The organism is Paludibacterium flexuosum (assembly GCF_037076605.1).
Classification (GTDB): Bacteria; Pseudomonadota; Gammaproteobacteria; order Burkholderiales; family Chromobacteriaceae; genus Paludibacterium.
This window is the reverse complement of the sequence record NZ_AP029060.1, coordinates 1,046,694-1,062,259: the sequence shown is the minus strand read 5'-3', so window position 1 is coordinate 1,062,259 and position 15,566 is coordinate 1,046,694. Positions and strand designations below refer to the sequence as shown.

The 15,566-nt window shown below is 62.5% G+C and carries 14 protein-coding genes; 10 read left to right on the top strand and 4 right to left on the bottom strand.

Going from position 1 to position 15,566, the window contains the following annotated elements; genetic code table 11:
- The first annotated feature begins 52 nt into the window (after positions 1–52).
- Positions 53–1,888 carry a GGDEF domain-containing protein gene (locus AACH39_RS05065; RefSeq protein WP_252346201.1) on the top strand — a complete coding sequence of 612 codons (1,836 nt, stop codon included), beginning with the start codon at positions 53–55 and terminating at the stop codon, positions 1,886–1,888.
- On the opposite strand, the gene AACH39_RS05060 is transcribed toward AACH39_RS05065, so the two are convergent.
- Both AACH39_RS05060 and AACH39_RS05055 read right to left on the bottom strand, forming a co-directional pair.
- The gene (locus AACH39_RS05060; protein WP_338621039.1) at positions 1,885–2,817 is read right to left on the bottom strand and encodes a hypothetical protein; all 933 of its coding nucleotides are present in this window, start codon (positions 2,815–2,817) and stop codon (positions 1,885–1,887) included. The genes AACH39_RS05065 and AACH39_RS05060 overlap by 4 nt on opposite strands.
- 190 nt (positions 2,818–3,007) lie before the next feature.
- Entirely contained in the window at positions 3,008–4,390 is a 1,383-nt protein-coding gene (locus tag AACH39_RS05055) for an MFS transporter (protein WP_338621037.1), read from the bottom strand.
- Positions 4,391–4,547: 157 nt separating this feature from the next.
- Here AACH39_RS05055 and AACH39_RS05050 point away from each other — a divergent pair, with 157 nt between their 5' ends.
- The 9 genes from AACH39_RS05050 to AACH39_RS05010 all read left to right on the top strand — a co-directional run bounded on the left by AACH39_RS05050 (position 4,548) and on the right by AACH39_RS05010 (position 12,937).
- On the top strand, positions 4,548–5,837 hold the full coding sequence (locus tag AACH39_RS05050; RefSeq protein ID WP_215782133.1) for an FAD-binding oxidoreductase: 1,290 nt from the start codon (positions 4,548–4,550) through the stop codon (positions 5,835–5,837).
- Positions 5,838–5,934: 97 nt separating this feature from the next.
- Positions 5,935–6,465, top strand: coding sequence for a FixH family protein (locus AACH39_RS05045; protein ID WP_215782134.1), 531 nt, complete (start codon positions 5,935–5,937; stop codon positions 6,463–6,465).
- A gap of 37 nt (positions 6,466–6,502) precedes the next feature.
- Positions 6,503–7,144: a paraquat-inducible protein A gene (locus AACH39_RS05040; protein WP_215782135.1), complete on the top strand. Its 642-nt coding sequence runs from the start codon at positions 6,503–6,505 to the stop codon at positions 7,142–7,144.
- On the top strand, positions 7,141–7,746 hold the full coding sequence (locus AACH39_RS05035) for a paraquat-inducible protein A (RefSeq protein WP_215782136.1): 606 nt from the start codon (positions 7,141–7,143) through the stop codon (positions 7,744–7,746). Before AACH39_RS05040 ends, AACH39_RS05035 begins: the two co-directional genes overlap by 4 nt.
- A complete protein-coding gene (locus AACH39_RS05030; protein ID WP_215782137.1) occupies positions 7,739–9,358 on the top strand; it encodes an MlaD family protein in 1,620 nt (539 codons plus the stop codon). The genes AACH39_RS05035 and AACH39_RS05030 overlap by 8 nt, the downstream gene beginning before the upstream one ends.
- The gene (locus AACH39_RS05025; RefSeq protein ID WP_215782138.1) at positions 9,355–9,921 is read left to right on the top strand and encodes an ABC-type transport auxiliary lipoprotein family protein; all 567 of its coding nucleotides are present in this window, start codon (positions 9,355–9,357) and stop codon (positions 9,919–9,921) included. Before AACH39_RS05030 ends, AACH39_RS05025 begins: the two co-directional genes overlap by 4 nt.
- A gap of 102 nt (positions 9,922–10,023) precedes the next feature.
- The gene (locus AACH39_RS05020; protein ID WP_215782139.1) at positions 10,024–10,752 is read left to right on the top strand and encodes a pseudouridine synthase; all 729 of its coding nucleotides are present in this window, start codon (positions 10,024–10,026) and stop codon (positions 10,750–10,752) included.
- 49 nt (positions 10,753–10,801) lie between these two features.
- On the top strand, positions 10,802–11,803 hold the full coding sequence (locus AACH39_RS05015) for a hypothetical protein (protein WP_215782140.1): 1,002 nt from the start codon (positions 10,802–10,804) through the stop codon (positions 11,801–11,803).
- A gap of 117 nt (positions 11,804–11,920) precedes the next feature.
- The gene (locus tag AACH39_RS05010) at positions 11,921–12,937 is read left to right on the top strand and encodes an aminotransferase class I/II-fold pyridoxal phosphate-dependent enzyme (protein WP_338621036.1); all 1,017 of its coding nucleotides are present in this window, start codon (positions 11,921–11,923) and stop codon (positions 12,935–12,937) included.
- Between the two features lie 57 nt (positions 12,938–12,994).
- Here the strand turns inward: AACH39_RS05010 and AACH39_RS05005 are convergent, their stop codons facing one another.
- Complete coding sequence (locus AACH39_RS05005; RefSeq protein WP_215782142.1) at positions 12,995–14,281, bottom strand: DEAD/DEAH box helicase; 1,287 nt, start codon at positions 14,279–14,281, stop codon at positions 12,995–12,997.
- Positions 14,282–14,647: 366 nt separating this feature from the next.
- Complete coding sequence (locus AACH39_RS05000; protein WP_215782143.1) at positions 14,648–15,448, bottom strand: response regulator; 801 nt, start codon at positions 15,446–15,448, stop codon at positions 14,648–14,650.
- Positions 15,449–15,566: the final 118 nt, after the last annotated feature.

Genomic DNA, 15,566 nt, shown 5'->3' with positions numbered 1-15,566 from the left:
TGTCATCTTGCAGGCATAAAGTCACTACCCTGTCTGATAGGGTCAGTCTTTGATGAATATGTCATTAAGCGGGGGCGAGGGCGGGTTGCTGGCGCTCGCCGCCAACTGCGATGAACTCGAGAGCATCATTCGCGAGCGTCGGCTGTTTCCGGTCTATCAACCCATCGTCGATCTGCAAAGCGGGATCACGCTCGGCCACGAAGGCTTGATCCGCGGGCCGGCAGACAGCCCCCTGCATCTGCCGCTGCATTTGTTTCAGCAGGCGGCGCAATGCGGCCGGGCCATCCAGCTGGACCAGTGTTGCCGCCGCGTCACCATGGAGCGCTTTGCCGAGCTGGGCTTGCCGGCGCGGCTGTTCCTCAATGTCAATCCGGAAACCTTGCTGTCACCGGATCATCGCCCGGGCAAAACCCTGGCCTATTTGAAGCAGATCGGTCTGGAGCCCGAGCGTATTGTCATCGAACTGACCGAGACCCTGCCGTTTGCCAGCTACCATGCCCTGCGCGAAGCCACCGAATATTACCGCCGCAACGGTTTTCACCTTGCCCTGGATGATCTGGGCGAGGGCTATTCCAACTTGCGGCTGTGGTCTGAGCTGCGGCCTGATTTCGTCAAGCTGGACAAGCACTTCGTGCAGAACATTCAGCGAGACCCTTTCAAGGAGCAGTTTGTCCGTTCCATGGTCGACATGGCGCGTCAGGCCGGCACCCTGCTGATTGCCGAGGGCATCGAGTCCGCTGCAGAATTGCGGCTGCTGCGCAATCTGGGCGTGAAATACGGCCAGGGGTATCTGATTGCCAGACCAGAGCGCGAGCCGGACAAACAGCTGCAGCACTCGATTGGCGGGATTGTCTGGAGCGGCGAACGTCAGCGCGGCAGTGCGCGCCAGATCGTGGCGCGTGACCTGCTGATCGAGGTGGATCCCCTGCAGGTCTCGGATACCAATGAACAAGCGTATCGCCTGTTCGCTGCCGATCAGGATTGTTTTGCCATCCCGGTGCTGGAGCAGGGGCGGCCGGTCGGCCTGCTGCGCCGCCATCATTTTCTGGAAAGCTTTGCCCGACCCTTCAATCGCGAGCTGTATGGCAAGAAAAGCTGCACGGTGATGATGGAAAAGCGCCCGCTGATCGTGGCGGACGATACCGATATCACCACCTTGTCTTCTCTGGTGCTGGCTGCCGGCAAAGACTATCTGGCAGATGGCTTCATTCTGACCGAAGACGGCAGTTATCTCGGCATGGGCACTTGCTATGACCTGATGCGCAAGATCACCGATCTGCAGATCAGTGCCGCGCGCTATGCCAACCCGCTGACCGGGCTGCCTGGCAATGTGCCGATCAACGAGGCGATCGACCGGTTGATCGAGAGCAGCCAGCACTTTGTTGTGGCCTATGCCGACCTCGACCATTTCAAGCCGTTCAACGATCTGTATGGTTACGCCGCCGGGGATGAGCTGATCGAGCTGGTGGCCAACATCCTGTCGGAAGAGGTGGATGAGTCGCTCGACTTTGTCGGGCATGTGGGCGGCGACGATTTCGTGGTGCTGATGCAGTGCGCCGACTGGGAGCACCGGCTGAGAAAGGTGCTGTCCGCCTTTGACCAGGCCGTACCGTATTACTTTTCGCCCGAGCATGTCAGTGAGCAGGGCTTTCACCTGGCAGACCGGCGTGGCGAGATGACGTTCTTCCCGCTCACCTCCTTGTCGCTCGGGGTGCTGAAGGTACTGCCCGGCCAGTATCGCAGTCATGTGGAAATTGGCGCTGCCGCGGCCGAGGCCAAAAAAATGGCCAAGAAGCAAAGTGGCAGCAGCCTGTTCATCGAGCGGCGCCGACCCGACGGCGAACCGGCATTGCCGGCGGGGCCGTGGGCCGGGCCTGTCTCAGGCTAGTGGTCGTCGTCGACCCCATAGAGCCAAAACTCACCCAGATCGGTCAGGATGGGGAGTGCCTTGCCTTCCTGGGTGCGCAGGGTCATGACCCGCATGCTGTTTTTGTTGTCATGGAAGGTGACCAGTAAGGCCGTGCCCTGTTCGATGGCACCGATTTGCCACTTGGGGGGCATGAATCCCCAGCTTCGACCTTCGCCCGGTGCCCGTTCCCGTGCCAGCACGTTGGTGGGCAGGGTGGTGAAAATGGTCGCCCGGGTCAGCCGGCCCCAGACGCTGCCCACGGCGGTGAGCGCCGGCCTGATGCTGTGAGTGAGCGTTGAGTCATCCAGCAAGGCCACGATCGGCTTGTCGCTGTTCACCGCACGCAGGCGATCCTCCCGCAGCCAGTCAATGTTGCGGCGCTGATCCACCCCGCCAATGCTTTTGAAACTCTGCAGCTGGACGAAATGCCTCCCCGCGAAGTCAAACGAAAAGACCTGGCCTGCCGGTGCCTGCTGGCCCCCCGTCTGGCTGATCTGCGTCTGCATCACGGCCTTGGCCGCGGGCAGGCGCATTTCGTTTTCCCCCAGACCGAACCAGTGTGGGAACGCCGAGTCAGGCGCATGGTCCTTCAGCCAGAAATTCTGCAGCCACTCCCACTGCTGCTGGCTGCCGCTGGCGGTCAGATTGCCGTTGATCCACATGCCCTTGAGATTCAGGTCAGGACGGGCATTGCGCAGCGCGGTGATCTGGCGCGCGAACAGCTTGTTTTGTTCTGCCTGCGAAAAGCAGTGCGAACCGGCGACATAGCTTGGTGCCGGGTCGCATGACAGTCGCGGCCCTCCGGTGAAGATCAGGCTGAATGAGGCCTGCGCCAGGGCGGGCAGGCAAAGTCCGATCAGCAGACCAAGTCCAGATCGATGAAGTCGGGAATTTGAATGGGTGCGCATAAGGCCCTCGTCTGGTGGGTGGCGTGGCTGGGGCCATCTGCCAGGCCGGCGCAGTCCCTGCCGGCTTTGCGGCAGGCCCCAGGCTCGTCATGCGAGCCCTGTCATGCTGGGCCGGACGCGGCACGAAGACCAGAGGGCCGGGGGGTAAGTCGTTGAAAACAGGAATGTCTGACAGAAGTATGGCGCAGACTCAGTCGGTGGCACTGGTCGCGCATGTCAGCGATCGCCCGGCCTGTGGTGACAGCTTGCGGGTGGGCAGGACCGACAGGCAGGAGAACAGACCGATCAGCAGAAAGGCTGGCCAGAAGTCGCTGCTCTGCAGAACGGCATGCCCGTGCCAGGCGCTGTTCCAGCTCAGAGCCAGTCCGGCCAGGGTCACGCCCAGCCCCAGTGACAACTGCTGCACGACACTGGCCAGACTGGTGGCCCGACTGATGTCCTTGTCGGTGATGTCGGCATAGACAATGGTGTTGAGGCAGGTGAATTGCAGCGAAGGAAACAAACCGCCAAACAGCACGAACAGCATCATCAGCCAGATCGGGGTATGGGGGGTGAACAGCCCGTAGCCTGCCATCACCAGACCGCAAAGCAGCGCATTGACCAGCATCACCGGCCGGTAACCGAAGCGCTGCAGCAGCGGGGCGGCCAGTGTTTTCATGGTAATGGCGCCCAGTGCCGAGGCGCAGGTTACCATGCCGGCGGCAAAGGCGCTGTGCCCCATGCCGATTTGCAGTGACAACGGCAGCAGAAAGGGGGTGGCGCCCAGGCCGAGGCGGAACAGCGAGCCGCCCAGTACACTGGCGCGCAGGGTTGGTATGCGCAGCAGGCTCAGGTCCAGCAAGGGTTGTGCCGTCTGTTGTGCATGCCGCCAGTAGAAAATCAGCAACAGGCTGCCCGCCAGACAAAGCGCCGCGATCCAGGCCACGGGGACCAGCCCGCTGCCGATCAGGGCCAGGCCGAGCATCAGCAGCGCACTGCCGGTGCCGGACAGCAGGAAGCCGGCGACATCCAGCGGCGGGCAGTCGGCCTCGCGCCAGGCGCGCAGATAACGGGCGGACAGGAACAGCCCCAGGACACTGATGGGCAGGTTGATGAGGAAGATCCAGCGCCAGTCGAAATAGGTCGTGATGAAACCGCCGACCGGCGGGCCGATGACCGGTCCGAGCAGGGCCGGAATCGTCAGGTAGCCGATGGCTCGAATCAGCTCGGCTTTCGGAATGGTGCGGAAAATCACGATGCGTCCGACCGGCACCATCATGGCGCCCCCGGTACCCTGCAGAAAGCGCGCCAGGACAAACGTCGTCAGATGGTGTGCCAGTGCGCAGCCGAGCGAGCCGAGCATGAATACCACGATGGCGGTGCTGAAAACCCGCCGGGCACCAAAACGATCCGCCATCCAGCCGCTGATGGGGATGAAGATGCCCAGGCCGACGACATAGGCGGTCAGCGCCAGTTTGAGGGTGACCGGGCTGTGGCCGAGTTCCAGGGCAATGGCTGGCAGAGAGGTGGTAATGACGGTGGCGTCCATGCTTTCCATCAGCATGGCGCAGGCAACAATCAATGGTACAAGCATGAGTCTGTGAGGGATCCCGACGGCAGCCGGTCAGTCTGATCCTGCTGGCCGCGTTTGGCAATCAGCCGCTAGTTGTTTTGCTGTTTTTAATGCTATTGTCAAAAATATTAAGCATGCGCTAATCTTTTTAGACACCCCGTGCCATTGAAAGGCTTTTATGCTGAATTATGCCCGCCAGCCCCATGCCCACTCCTACTATGCGGCCACTGCCACACCCTGGACCCTGCGTCCGGCGCTGGATGGCAACGCACAGTACGATGTGTGCGTGATCGGGGGCGGGCTGGCCGGTTTGTCGACGGCGCTGAATCTGGCCGAGCGCGGCTTCAGCGTCGGTTTGCTGGAAGGCTCGCAGATCGGTTTTGCCGCCTCGGGCCGCAATGGCGGTCAGGTGATCAGCGGTTTTGCCTGTGATATGGATACCCTGCGCGCCCAGGCGGGAGAGGAGTACGCCAGATCGTTCTGGGACATGTCGGTCGAGGCGGTCGAGATCATCGATCAGCGGGTACGGCAGCATCAGATCGACTGTGACTGGACGCGCGGATATTGCACGGTGGCGGTAAAGCCCCGTCAACTGCGCGATCTGGCTGCCTGGCAGCAGGAAGCCGCCGGGCGCTACGGTTATCAGCACTACCAATGGTGGGACTTGCCGCAGCTGCGCAGTCAGTTGGGCAGCGAGCGTTATGTCGGCGGCCTGTTTGATCCGCTGGCCGGCCATCTGCATCCCCTCAACTATACCCTCGGACTGGCGCGTGCCGCCGAAGCCGCCGGTGTCACCATTTACGAAAATACCCCGGTTCGTTCGCTGGTGCGCGAACCCTCACCCCAGGCCGTGACCGAGCGCGGCAGCGTCAGCTGCAAGATCCTGGTGCTGGCCTGCAATGTGTTTGGTGGCACCCTGGCCCCCGAGTTGTCGGCACGCATCATGCCGGTCGGTACCTATGTCATTGCCACCGAACCGTTGGGGGCCGAGCGTGCCCGTGGCCTGATTGCCAATAATATGGCGGTGTGCGACAGCAACTTCGTGCTCGACTACTACCGCCTGTCCGCCGATCACCGCATGTTGTTCGGCGGCAAGGTCAGCTACTCCGGTCGCGAACCGCGCGATCTGGCGCAGGCCATGCGCAGTGACATGTTGCGCGTGTTCCCGCAGCTGGCAGATGTGTCGATCGACTACGCCTGGGGCGGGTTCTGCGACATCACCATGAACCGGGCGCCTGATTTTGGCCGGCTGAGCCCTTCGATCTACTACCTGCAGGGTTTTTCCGGCCACGGGGTGAACATTACCGGGATTGCCGGCAAGATGCTGGCCGAGGCGATCGCGCATGAAAACACCCGTTTCGAGCTGTTCTCGCGCTTGCGCCACCGTCCTTTCCCGGGCGGCGCTCTGTTGCGCACACCGGCGCTGGTGCTGGGCATGCTGTATTACCGCCTGAAGGATTATTTGTAAGGCGATCGGCGAAGTACAATACTTGGGATCATGGTCTTTCATGCCGTAGTGATATGACGGATAATCGAGAGAAAAACATCTTGCAGGCGGAGAAACCATGACTATCCAATCCAATTCGAGTATGTCGGCACCCTGGTACAAGCATCGTTGGCCGTGGTTGCTGATTGCCATTCCGTTTTCCTCTGTCTGTGTCGGCAGCTATTTCATCTATATCGCCACCCACGGCACGGATCCGATGGTGCAGGAGCAGTATTACGCGGCTGGCCAGTCGATCAATTCATTGATCGAGGCCGGCAAAACGGCCGAGAAGATGGGTTTGCTTGGCCAGCTGACCTTTGCCGATAACAGCGTGACGCTGGTCCTGCAGCGCAAGGTGAACGAGCCCTTGCCGCCGGTGCTGACCCTGCAGTTGTCGCACCCGACCATCGCCAGCCTGGATCAGACCGTGAATCTGGTGGTCGGGCCCGATGGCCGTTACAGCGCGGCACTGCAGCCCAGTCAGGCTTCGCGCTGGGATCTGACGCTCAGTGCCCCGGACAAGCGCTGGAGTCTGTCCGGCAAGTGGAACAAAGAAGAAGGCAGCCAGGCGACATTGTCGCCAACGGATGTGCGCGAAGCCCAGAACTGAGGCGCGGCCGAGGTCTGGCGTTTCCGGCGGAGGGACAATGCAAGGGGGCGAGCCGAACCGGGATGGGCTGATTGTCTGTCATGACTGTGACCTGCTGCAGCGTCTGACGCCGCTGAGCGCCGGCGAGCGGGCGCAATGCCCGCGTTGCGGGGCCGTGCTGCTGCGTGGCCCCGGTATCGGCTTGCAGGCACGTTGTGCCCTGGTGCTGACGGGGCTGCTGGTGTTGTTGCTGGCCAATGTCTTCCCGATTGTGTCGATGAGCGCCCAGGGGGCACGCACCGCCACGACCTTGCTGGGGACTGCCTGGGCACTCTGGCAGCAAGGTATGTGGCCGGTGGCGCTGCTGGTGGCAGCCACCGCCATGCTGGTGCCGCTGCTGGAGTTGCTGGTGCTGGGCTATCTGATGTTTCCCCTGTTGCTCCGGCGCGTCCCCCCCGGCTTTGACCGAATTCTGCGTATTCTGCATGTCTTGCATCCCTGGGGGATGGCCGAGGTGTTCCTGATGGGCGTGCTGGTGGCGCTGGTCAAGCTGTCGCATCTGGCGGATATCGCGCCTGGTGTTGGCTTATGGGCATTTTTCGCCCTGATTCTGCTGCTGGCGCTCAATGCCAGTCAGTTCGATTCGCGTGGTCTGTGGGCCAGTTATCGTCGCCTGCAACAGGCACAGGGAGCCGGATGATGGCGTTGTCGACCTGCCTGGTGTGCGGGACCACCTGCCGGCTGGCAGGCGATGGCGAGTCGGTTTGCCCTGTGTGTGGCAGCCGGCTGGCGCGTCGCAAGCCGGATAGCCTGAGTCGCTGTACGGCCTGGTTGCTGGCGGCGTTTCTCTGCTATCTGCCGGCCAATGTGCTGCCGATCATGACGACCCGTACCTTGTTCGGCCGCCAGGACGACACGATTTTGAGCGGGGTGGTGTATCTGTGGCTGGCCGGTTCCTGGCCGCTGGCGCTGGTGGTGTTTGTGGCCAGCATCCTGGTGCCCTTGCTGAAAATGCTCAGCCTGAGCTTTTTGCTGCTGTCGATTCGCTGGCGCTGGCGCTGGGCGCCCGAGCAGCGTACTCGCCTGTACCGGCTGCTGGAGGCCATCGGGCCATGGTCGATGCTGGATATTTATGTGGTTGGCCTGCTGGTGGCGCTGGTGCAACTGCGCGGGCTGGCCAGCATTCAGGCCGGCCCCGGGGCGCTGGCCTTTGCCGCGGTGGTGGTGCTGACCATGCTGGCCGCCAATGCGTTTGATCCGCGGCTGATCTGGGATAACAACAAGGAAACCTTGCATGACTGAGCCCGACCCGTCTTCCTTCTTGCCGGAAGCCAGGGTGCTGCCACGGCGCCGGATTAATCCCTCCCTGGTCTGGCTGGTGCCGCTGCTGGCTGCACTGATCGGGGCCTGGCTGGTGGTGAACACCATCCTGTCGCGCGGTCCGACCATCACCATTCTGTTTACCTCCGGCCAGGGGCTGGAGGCGGGCAAGACGCGCATCAAGTACCGTGATGTGGACATCGGTGAGGTGACGGCGGTGACACTGAGTCCGGACCGGCATCATATTCAGGTCAAGGCACGCCTGGTGCGCGAGGCTTCGCCCTATTTGCTGGCGGACAGTCGTTTCTGGGTGGTGCGTCCGCGGATCAGCGGCGGCACGGTGTCCGGTCTGGACACGTTGTTGTCCGGCTCGTATATCGCCATGGACGTCGGTCATGCCAGCCAGACCAGTGATCATTTTACCGGGCTGGACGAGGCGCCGATTGTCAGCAGTGACCGTCCGGGGCGACAGTTTACCCTGCAGGCTGAGGATCTCGGTTCGCTGGAGGTTGGCTCGCCGGTCTTGTATCGCCGGGTTCCGGTCGGTCAGGTGGTGGGCTACCACCTGGCGCCCGATGGCCAGAGTGTGGCGGTGGCCGTCTTCGTCAATCAGCCGTATGACCAGTATGTCCGCAACAACAGCCGCTTTTGGCACGCCAGCGGGATTGACGTCAGCATGGACGCCAACGGACTGAAGCTGGCGACCCAGTCACTGATGTCGGTGGCGCTCGGCGGCGTGGCCTTTGAGACGCCGGATGAAGGCCGGGGCAGCGAGGCATCGAGCAACCATGTGTTCCTGCTGGCTCGCAACCATGATCAGGCGTTGCGCCAGGTCGAAACCACGGTGCTGCGCTATCAGGTGCGGTTTGCCGATTCGGTGCGCGGGCTGACAATCGGTGCCCCGGTGGATTTCCGTGGTATTGCGATTGGCGAAGTTGCCGGCCTGGCGCTGGATCCGGCCTCGCCGCCGGGGGCGCCCAAGATGCTGGTCAGCCTGCGCATCTATCCGGATCGTCTGACGGCGGTGGCCGGGGGCAAGCCACAGCGCGCAGAGCTGGAGGAGGCAAAGCTGGCGTCTGCGGTGGCGCATGGCTTGCGAGCCCAGTTGCGCACGGCCAGCCTGCTGACCGGTCAGTTGTATGTCGCCATCGATTACTTTGCCGATGCGCCGCGTGCGCGCCTGGGGCATCTGAATGGTCAGCTGTTGTTGCCCAGCATGCCGGGCGACATCGGCGAGCTGCAGCATAGTCTGACACGGATTGCCCGCAGTATTGACCGCATGCAGCTGGATGTTCTGTCGGCGGATCTGCGCCGCTCGCTGCATACGCTCAATGGGACGCTGCAGCAGACCGATCGCCTGATGAATGGCATGAGTCAGCAAGGTCTGCCGCAATTGCTCAGCACCCTGCAGTCCCTGCAGCAGACACTGGACAGTGCGCGTCAGACGCTGCGGCCGGATGCCCCGCTGCAGCAGGATCTGCGCGATGCCGCCCATGAAGTGACGGCGGCGGCGCAGAGTGTGAAAACGCTGACCGACACCTTGCAGCGCCATCCCGAGGCGCTGATTCGCGGTAAAGCAGGAGAGGCACCATGAACCGTATCCTTGCCTTGTGGTTGTGCCTGTTGTTGTTCGGTTGCGCCTCGGCACCGGTGCATTACTATCGACTGCCCGAGCAGGGCGGCACCGAGCCGCCGAGCCGGTCGGACGGTCCCACTTTGCAGATCGGGCCGGTTTCCTTGCCCGGCTGGCTCAACCGCCCGCAGTTGCAGCAAACCGGCGCGGATGGTCAGGTGCATTTTCTGCCGCAGGCCGAATGGGCGGCGCCGTTGGCCAATCTGCTGGCACTGGACCTGGCCAGGCAGCTCGGCCGGTCCCTGGTCACGGCTCAGGTGCGCGCCTGGCCGTCTGCTTCGCCACTGGCAGCCGACTGGCAGGTTGCGCTGGATGTTCTGGCACTGGATGCCGGTCGCGAGAGGCTGCAGCTGGATGCCCGCTGGCAGATCCTGCATGCCGGTCAGCCCGTCGGGCAGGGGCGTCTGACGCGTTCGTTCGCGCTGAGTGGTCAGGATGCGACGGCCCTGGTGCTTGCCCATGAACAGGCCAGTGCGGCACTGGCCGCTGCCATTGCCGAGAGTTTGCGCCCGTTTGTACATTGAAGCGGTTTTGTTCCCGGCGCCAATCTCTTACAATACGGCTTGTTTAATTGAGAAGGCGATCCCGTCGCAATCGGAGATCGCCTTTATTGCTTGGGAGTTCTGATGGAACCGGTACGTCTTTCCAAACGCCTGGCCGAATTGGGCATCTGCTCTCGCCGTGAGGCCGACAGCTATATTGAGCAGGGATGGGTCAAGGTCGATGGGGAAGTGGCGATACTTGGTCTGAAGGTGTTGCCGCACCAGACCATCGAGGTCGATGCCCGTGCCCGTGCCGCTCAGTCGGCACGCGTGACGATTCTGCTCAACAAACCGGTTGGCTATGTCTCCGGACAGGCAGAGAAGGGTTATCCGCCGGCCGTGACGCTGGTGACCGGCAGTAGTCGCTGGGTGGGCGATACGGCACGACAGCGCTTCACGCCGGGCCATCTCAAGGGGCTGGCGCCGGCCGGGCGGCTGGATATTGATTCGGTCGGTCTGCTGGTGCTGACCCAGGATGGTCGCATTGCCAAGCAGCTGATCGGGGAGAATTCCCAGGTCGAAAAAGAGTATCTGGTTCGGGTAACCGGGCAGATGATTCCGCAGGGGCTCACGCTGCTCAATCACGGTCTGGAACTGGATGGCGAAGCCCTGCTGCCGGCCCAGGTCAGCTGGCAGAACGAGGACCAGTTGCGCTTTGTCCTGCGCCAGGGCAAGAAGCGCCAGATCCGCCGCATGTGCGAACTGGTCGGCTTGCGTGTGACCGGCCTGAAACGGGTGCGCATCGGCAAGATCATGCTGGGCAATCTGCCGCCGGGGCAATGGCGCTATCTGCGCGAAGACGAATCGTTCTGAGGCGCGCACGGCGTTCCGGGCCTTTTCAATTTTCCGTGATGGGTGACCGATGTTCGGCAACCTGATACGCAGGGTTTTCGGTAGTTCTGCCTCGGCCAGTGCCGAGGAACTGGCCACCATCGAGCGGATGGTGGCGGCGACCGATGCGCGCCTGGCCTTGCTGCCGGGTTATCGCAAGGCCCTGCTGCCCGGGGTGCGGGTCTGCCGCGACTATGCCGCCGAGCTGGTGCGCGATCTGCCCGATCCGCTGGAGCTTTCCCTGCTGTCTTTTACCCTGGACCGTCGTCTGGGGCTGTTTTTCTCTTCGCCGGCCAGTCTGCTCGGCATGCTGATGCGTAGTGATGCGCTGCAGGCCTTCTTTGCGTCCCCCTCGCAGGGCGATCAGGCGCTGGCACTGCTGCTGATGCAGCGGCGTGACAGTCAGCGCTATGGGATGGCCACACTCAACGGTGAGGTACGCAGTGATGTCGCCCAGACGGTCGTCAGCTTTGATCACCATCGCATGGTGCTGCCTTGCCCGTCTGTCGAGGTCTTGCGGGCGAGTACCGCGGAGCGGGCGTTGGAGGTGATTGCCGGCCTGGTGGCGCAGCGGCTGGCGCTGCTGGCCAAGGAGCGCAGTGATCTGGAAAGTGAACTGACCCGCATCCGCTTGCGCCTGACGGCGCTGAGCCACCCCGAGTCTCTGCTGATTGATGCCCTGCCGGATGACGACCCCCTGCCGCGCGATCGCGCCGGTTTGCTGCAGCGGCAGGAGGCCGCGCAGTGCCGCCTGAATGAAGTGCGCAGTGTGACGACCCTGAACGGCCTGCTGGAACTGGTGGCGCATATGCTGAGCCATCCGCAGGACTACTTCCGTCTGCAGCAGGCGTCGCTGACACTCGACCGTATGGGCGTGGTGCGCTCGGCCGATGAGATCGAGGAGGGGACCCGGGTGTGCATGGAAGAACTTCTGCTCTCGCCGGAAGAGCCGGTGCGGCGAGTGATTGTCCCGGTAAGCGTGAGCCGGACGGCCATGCAGGAGCTGGCGCGCAGCTTGCAGGCCGATGCCTGAACGTCAGCAGGAATGTGCCTAAAAGCGCGTCAGTGAATGGTGGTTCGCCTGCTGGCTGCTTTGCGCTGAGGTCGGTTCTCGCCATCATGAACCCCTGTCATTTGGATCGGGGGTATCGTGCTCAATCTGCATCGGAACGAATGTCGTCATGGCTTGTCGCCAGCGGTTCGCCGCCTGTTGTCTTCGGCAGGTCCGCTGGCCTGGCAATACCCTGCGCGGGAGGCGGCGCGTCTGGTGCAACGCCTGGCGATTTATCATCGTCGTCGTCCCGAGGAGTTCGTCCTCGGGGCCGGCGCCACGGCCATCCTGCAGACCGTGCTGGCTCATTTTGCTCGCCGGCCGGATGCCCGTCTGTTCTATAGTGCCCCGGTTTTTCCCCTTTTGCCGGCGATGGCCGGTGCCTTGCCAAGCGAATTCTGTCGCTGGCTTCCGGATGGCAGCATCGATTTGCCAGGCTTGCGCCAGCGCGTCGAGCAACACCGGGGGGCCGCCCTGGTCTATCTGAGCAACCCGGATTGCCATGGCGGACAAATGCTGGATCAGACGCTGCTGGATGCCTGGATGTGCGAGGCATCGCCACGGGTGCGTTTCATCATCGACGAAGCCTATATGGAGTTTCTGCCCGAGCCCGAGGCGCATTCGCTGCTGTCCCGGCTGGATGCCTTGCCGTCCTCGCTGCTGGTCTTGCGCACCTTTTCCAAAGCCTATGGGCTGGCTGGTTTACGCGTCGGCTTTGCGGCTGGGCGTGATGCCGGCTGGCTGGCCGGTCTGCAGGCGGCGCTGGCTCCGGCACTGAATCTGCCCGGTCTGCTGGCCGCGGCCGAGGCTTTGCAAAATCCGGCCTGGCTGGAGCATGCTCGCTGGCTGCTGGCGACGGCGCGGGCGGCATTGTGCGAAGGGCTGGAGGCCCTGCAGTTGTCACCGCGTTGTTCAGTGCTGAATTTTGTGCTGCATCGCCTGCCGGGAGAGGCGGCGTTCTGGCTGGCTGGCCTGGCCGCTGCCGACGTGAGTGTCTGCTATCCGATCAACACCTTGCCCGGCTGGTGTCGGGTCAGTGTCGACAGTTTTGATGGGGTGCAGCGTTATCTGCAGGTCCTGCGGGATTTGCTGCAGCGCCGGGTGAGGGAGGGCTGAAATGAAGCAAGCCGCATCCGGGGATGCGGCTTGTTGCCTGATGGCTCGGGCTGAGGATCAGCCGGCAGTCTGCTGACGCGGGGCGCGCTTGGCGTAGCCGCTGCCCGGCTTGCGCTGGGCGCCATAGCCGCCGCCGCTGCCATGACGGCGCTGACCGCCGTTGCCATTGCCGCCGCGACGCTGGCCATTGCCACCCTTCGGCGGACGACGGGTCGGTTCCAGACCTTCGATGACACCCTCGGTGATCTGACGCTTCAGGTATTGCTCGATGCGACGGACGCGATGGAATTCCTTGGTCTCCGACATGGTGATGGCCGTGCCGTTACGGCCGGCACGACCGGTACGGCCGATGCGGTGCACGTAGTCTTCGGCCTGCTTCGGCAGGTCGTAGTTGACCACCAGGTCAATGGTCGGCACGTCGATGCCGCGCGCGGCCACGTCGGTGGCCACCAGTACCTTGATGCGGCCGCGACGCAGGTCGTTCAGGGTACGGTTACGCCAGTTCTGCGGCATGTCGCCATGCAGGCAGGCGGCGGAGAAACCCTGGTCGGCCAGCTTGTCGGCCAGCTCTTCGGAACCGATCTTGGTGGCAGTGAAAATCACGGCCTGATCGAAACCGGCTTCGCGCAGGATATGGTCCAGCAGACGATCCTTGTGCGCCTGGTTGTCGGCGTACAGCAGGTGTTCTTCGATGTTGCCGCCGCTTTCCTTGCGCTCGATTTCGACGCGCTTGGCATCCTTGGTCAGCTTCTGTGCCAGCTTGCCGACCACGCCGTCGAGCGTGGCGGAGAACAGCACAGTCTGACGGGCAGCCGGGGTGGCCTGCACGATGGTTTCGATGTCTTCGATGAAGCCCATGTCCAGCATGCGGTCCGCTTCGTCCAGGACCAGCATTTCCAGGCGGGAGAAGTCGATGCGGCCCTGGCGCATGTGATCCATCAGGCGGCCCGGGGTGGCGACCATGATGTCGATCGGGCGCGACATGGCGCGGACCTGATAACCGAAGGAGGCGCCGCCGACCAGGCAGACAGTGCGCAGCCAGCGCAGGTGGGTGCCGTATTCGGTGGCGTTCTTTTCAACTTGTTGCGCCAGTTCGCGCGTCGGGGTCAGGACCAGAACACGCGGGCCCTTGCCGGAGCCGGTCGAGCGTTCGGTCAGCTTGACCAGTGCAGGCAGCAGGAAGGCGGCGGTCTTGCCGCTGCCGGTTTGTGCCGAGACCAGCAGGTCTTCGCCCGCCAGCGCCGCGGGGATGGCTTCGGCCTGAACCGGGGTCGGTTCGCTGTAGCCGGCATCTTCGAGGGCGCGCAGAATCAGGGGCGAAATGCCCAGGTCGGAAAACGTCATGATGTCCTTTCGATCCGGAGGTGTCCGGGAGTCACTTGGCCTGAAAAGGCTGGTTGTGTGGCTTCATTTGGAATTGAAATAGCCACATGGCTCATCGGCACCAACCTGGCAAGCGGCGAACAACAACGGTCCGTACGAAGGGACATCTCGTGGACGAAGCCTGGAAAACGGTCAGGGACGATGAATACAGCAGGGTCCGCCGGGCAGAAGTTGCGGGAGTGAGCGCACGGCGAAATGCAAGAGGAGGGAATATACGCTAAATCAATTGCCTTGGCAATAGGAAAAATTAAAATCGTGCCATAAGTGCATGATTTTTTGTGGGGAGTTGGTGCGGAAAAGGGCGGCGTGTCAGCCGCCCCCATGCGATCAGTCGCGATCCATCAGCAACTGGCCGACCAGCTTGCGTACCACTTCAGCGCCGAATGGCTTGTCGCAGATGGCGGAGACGCCGGCAGCCTCGACCGCGGCCAGCCGCCCTTCGTTGTCTTCGCTCGATACCATCAGGATCGGCACCGAGCTCTGCATGCTTTCCTTGCGGATGTACTCGACCAGGGCGCGACCATCCATCTGCGGCATGTTGTAATCGGTGAAGACCAGATCAAACAGCTGCGAGTTGAGCAGGGGAATGGCCTCCAGGCCATTGTTGGCCTCGTAGATCTTCTCGAAGCCCAGCTTTTCCAGAATGAAGCGCACATGACGCCGCGCCGTGCTGCTGTCATCGACCAGCAGGACATTCAGGTCGGCAAAGTCGTCTTCCAGCGGAATGTCCAGTTGCTCGGCATTGAGGAAGTCCAGCGTGTTCTCCAGGGCCATGGTCAGCTGATTCTGCGAGAACGGCTTGGGCAGGATGGCCATGGTGCCCGCCTGGCGTACCGGGTCCAGGTAGTAGGGGTTGGTTTCGCTCGAGATCAGGATGAACGGCAAATCGGCCCAGGCCGGGGTGTCGCGCAGGGTATAGACCAGATCCGTGCCGGTCATGTCCGGCAGATAAAGCGCACTGAAGACCAGGTCGGGCAATTTGGAAGCCAGTGCTTCAAGCAGGTCGGAGCCCGACTCGTAGACCGTGACCTGGTCGATCCCCCGTTCCTGCAGCGCCGCCTTGATGATCTGCGCCTGAACGTTCGATGGTTCGACCAGTGCCACAATCAGGTTTTCTACTTCCAGCATGACCGCCCCCAAAATCGTGTGCTTTAAAATGAATGTAGACCAGCATAACTGAGCCGCCAACCACAATACTGATTTAGATCATGAAAGCGAAATGAGCCGCAATCCCAATGTCATCAAG

Coding starts and splice junctions, on each gene's coding strand:
- AACH39_RS05005 (WP_215782142.1), bottom strand. CDS start 14,281: ATGACGTTTTCCGACCTGGGCATTTCGCCCCTGATTCTGCGCGCCCTC.
- AACH39_RS05025 (WP_215782138.1), top strand. CDS start 9,355: ATGAACCGTATCCTTGCCTTGTGGTTGTGCCTGTTGTTGTTCGGTTGC.
- AACH39_RS05000 (WP_215782143.1), bottom strand. CDS start 15,448: ATGCTGGAAGTAGAAAACCTGATTGTGGCACTGGTCGAACCATCGAAC.
- AACH39_RS05055 (WP_338621037.1), bottom strand. CDS start 4,390: ATGCTTGTACCATTGATTGTTGCCTGCGCCATGCTGATGGAAAGCATG.
- AACH39_RS05040 (WP_215782135.1), top strand. CDS start 6,503: ATGCAAGGGGGCGAGCCGAACCGGGATGGGCTGATTGTCTGTCATGAC.
- AACH39_RS05065 (WP_252346201.1), top strand. CDS start 53: ATGAATATGTCATTAAGCGGGGGCGAGGGCGGGTTGCTGGCGCTCGCC.
- AACH39_RS05035 (WP_215782136.1), top strand. CDS start 7,141: ATGATGGCGTTGTCGACCTGCCTGGTGTGCGGGACCACCTGCCGGCTG.
- AACH39_RS05045 (WP_215782134.1), top strand. CDS start 5,935: ATGACTATCCAATCCAATTCGAGTATGTCGGCACCCTGGTACAAGCAT.
- AACH39_RS05030 (WP_215782137.1), top strand. CDS start 7,739: ATGACTGAGCCCGACCCGTCTTCCTTCTTGCCGGAAGCCAGGGTGCTG.
- AACH39_RS05060 (WP_338621039.1), bottom strand. CDS start 2,817: ATGCGCACCCATTCAAATTCCCGACTTCATCGATCTGGACTTGGTCTG.
- AACH39_RS05015 (WP_215782140.1), top strand. CDS start 10,802: ATGTTCGGCAACCTGATACGCAGGGTTTTCGGTAGTTCTGCCTCGGCC.
- AACH39_RS05050 (WP_215782133.1), top strand. CDS start 4,548: ATGCTGAATTATGCCCGCCAGCCCCATGCCCACTCCTACTATGCGGCC.
- AACH39_RS05020 (WP_215782139.1), top strand. CDS start 10,024: ATGGAACCGGTACGTCTTTCCAAACGCCTGGCCGAATTGGGCATCTGC.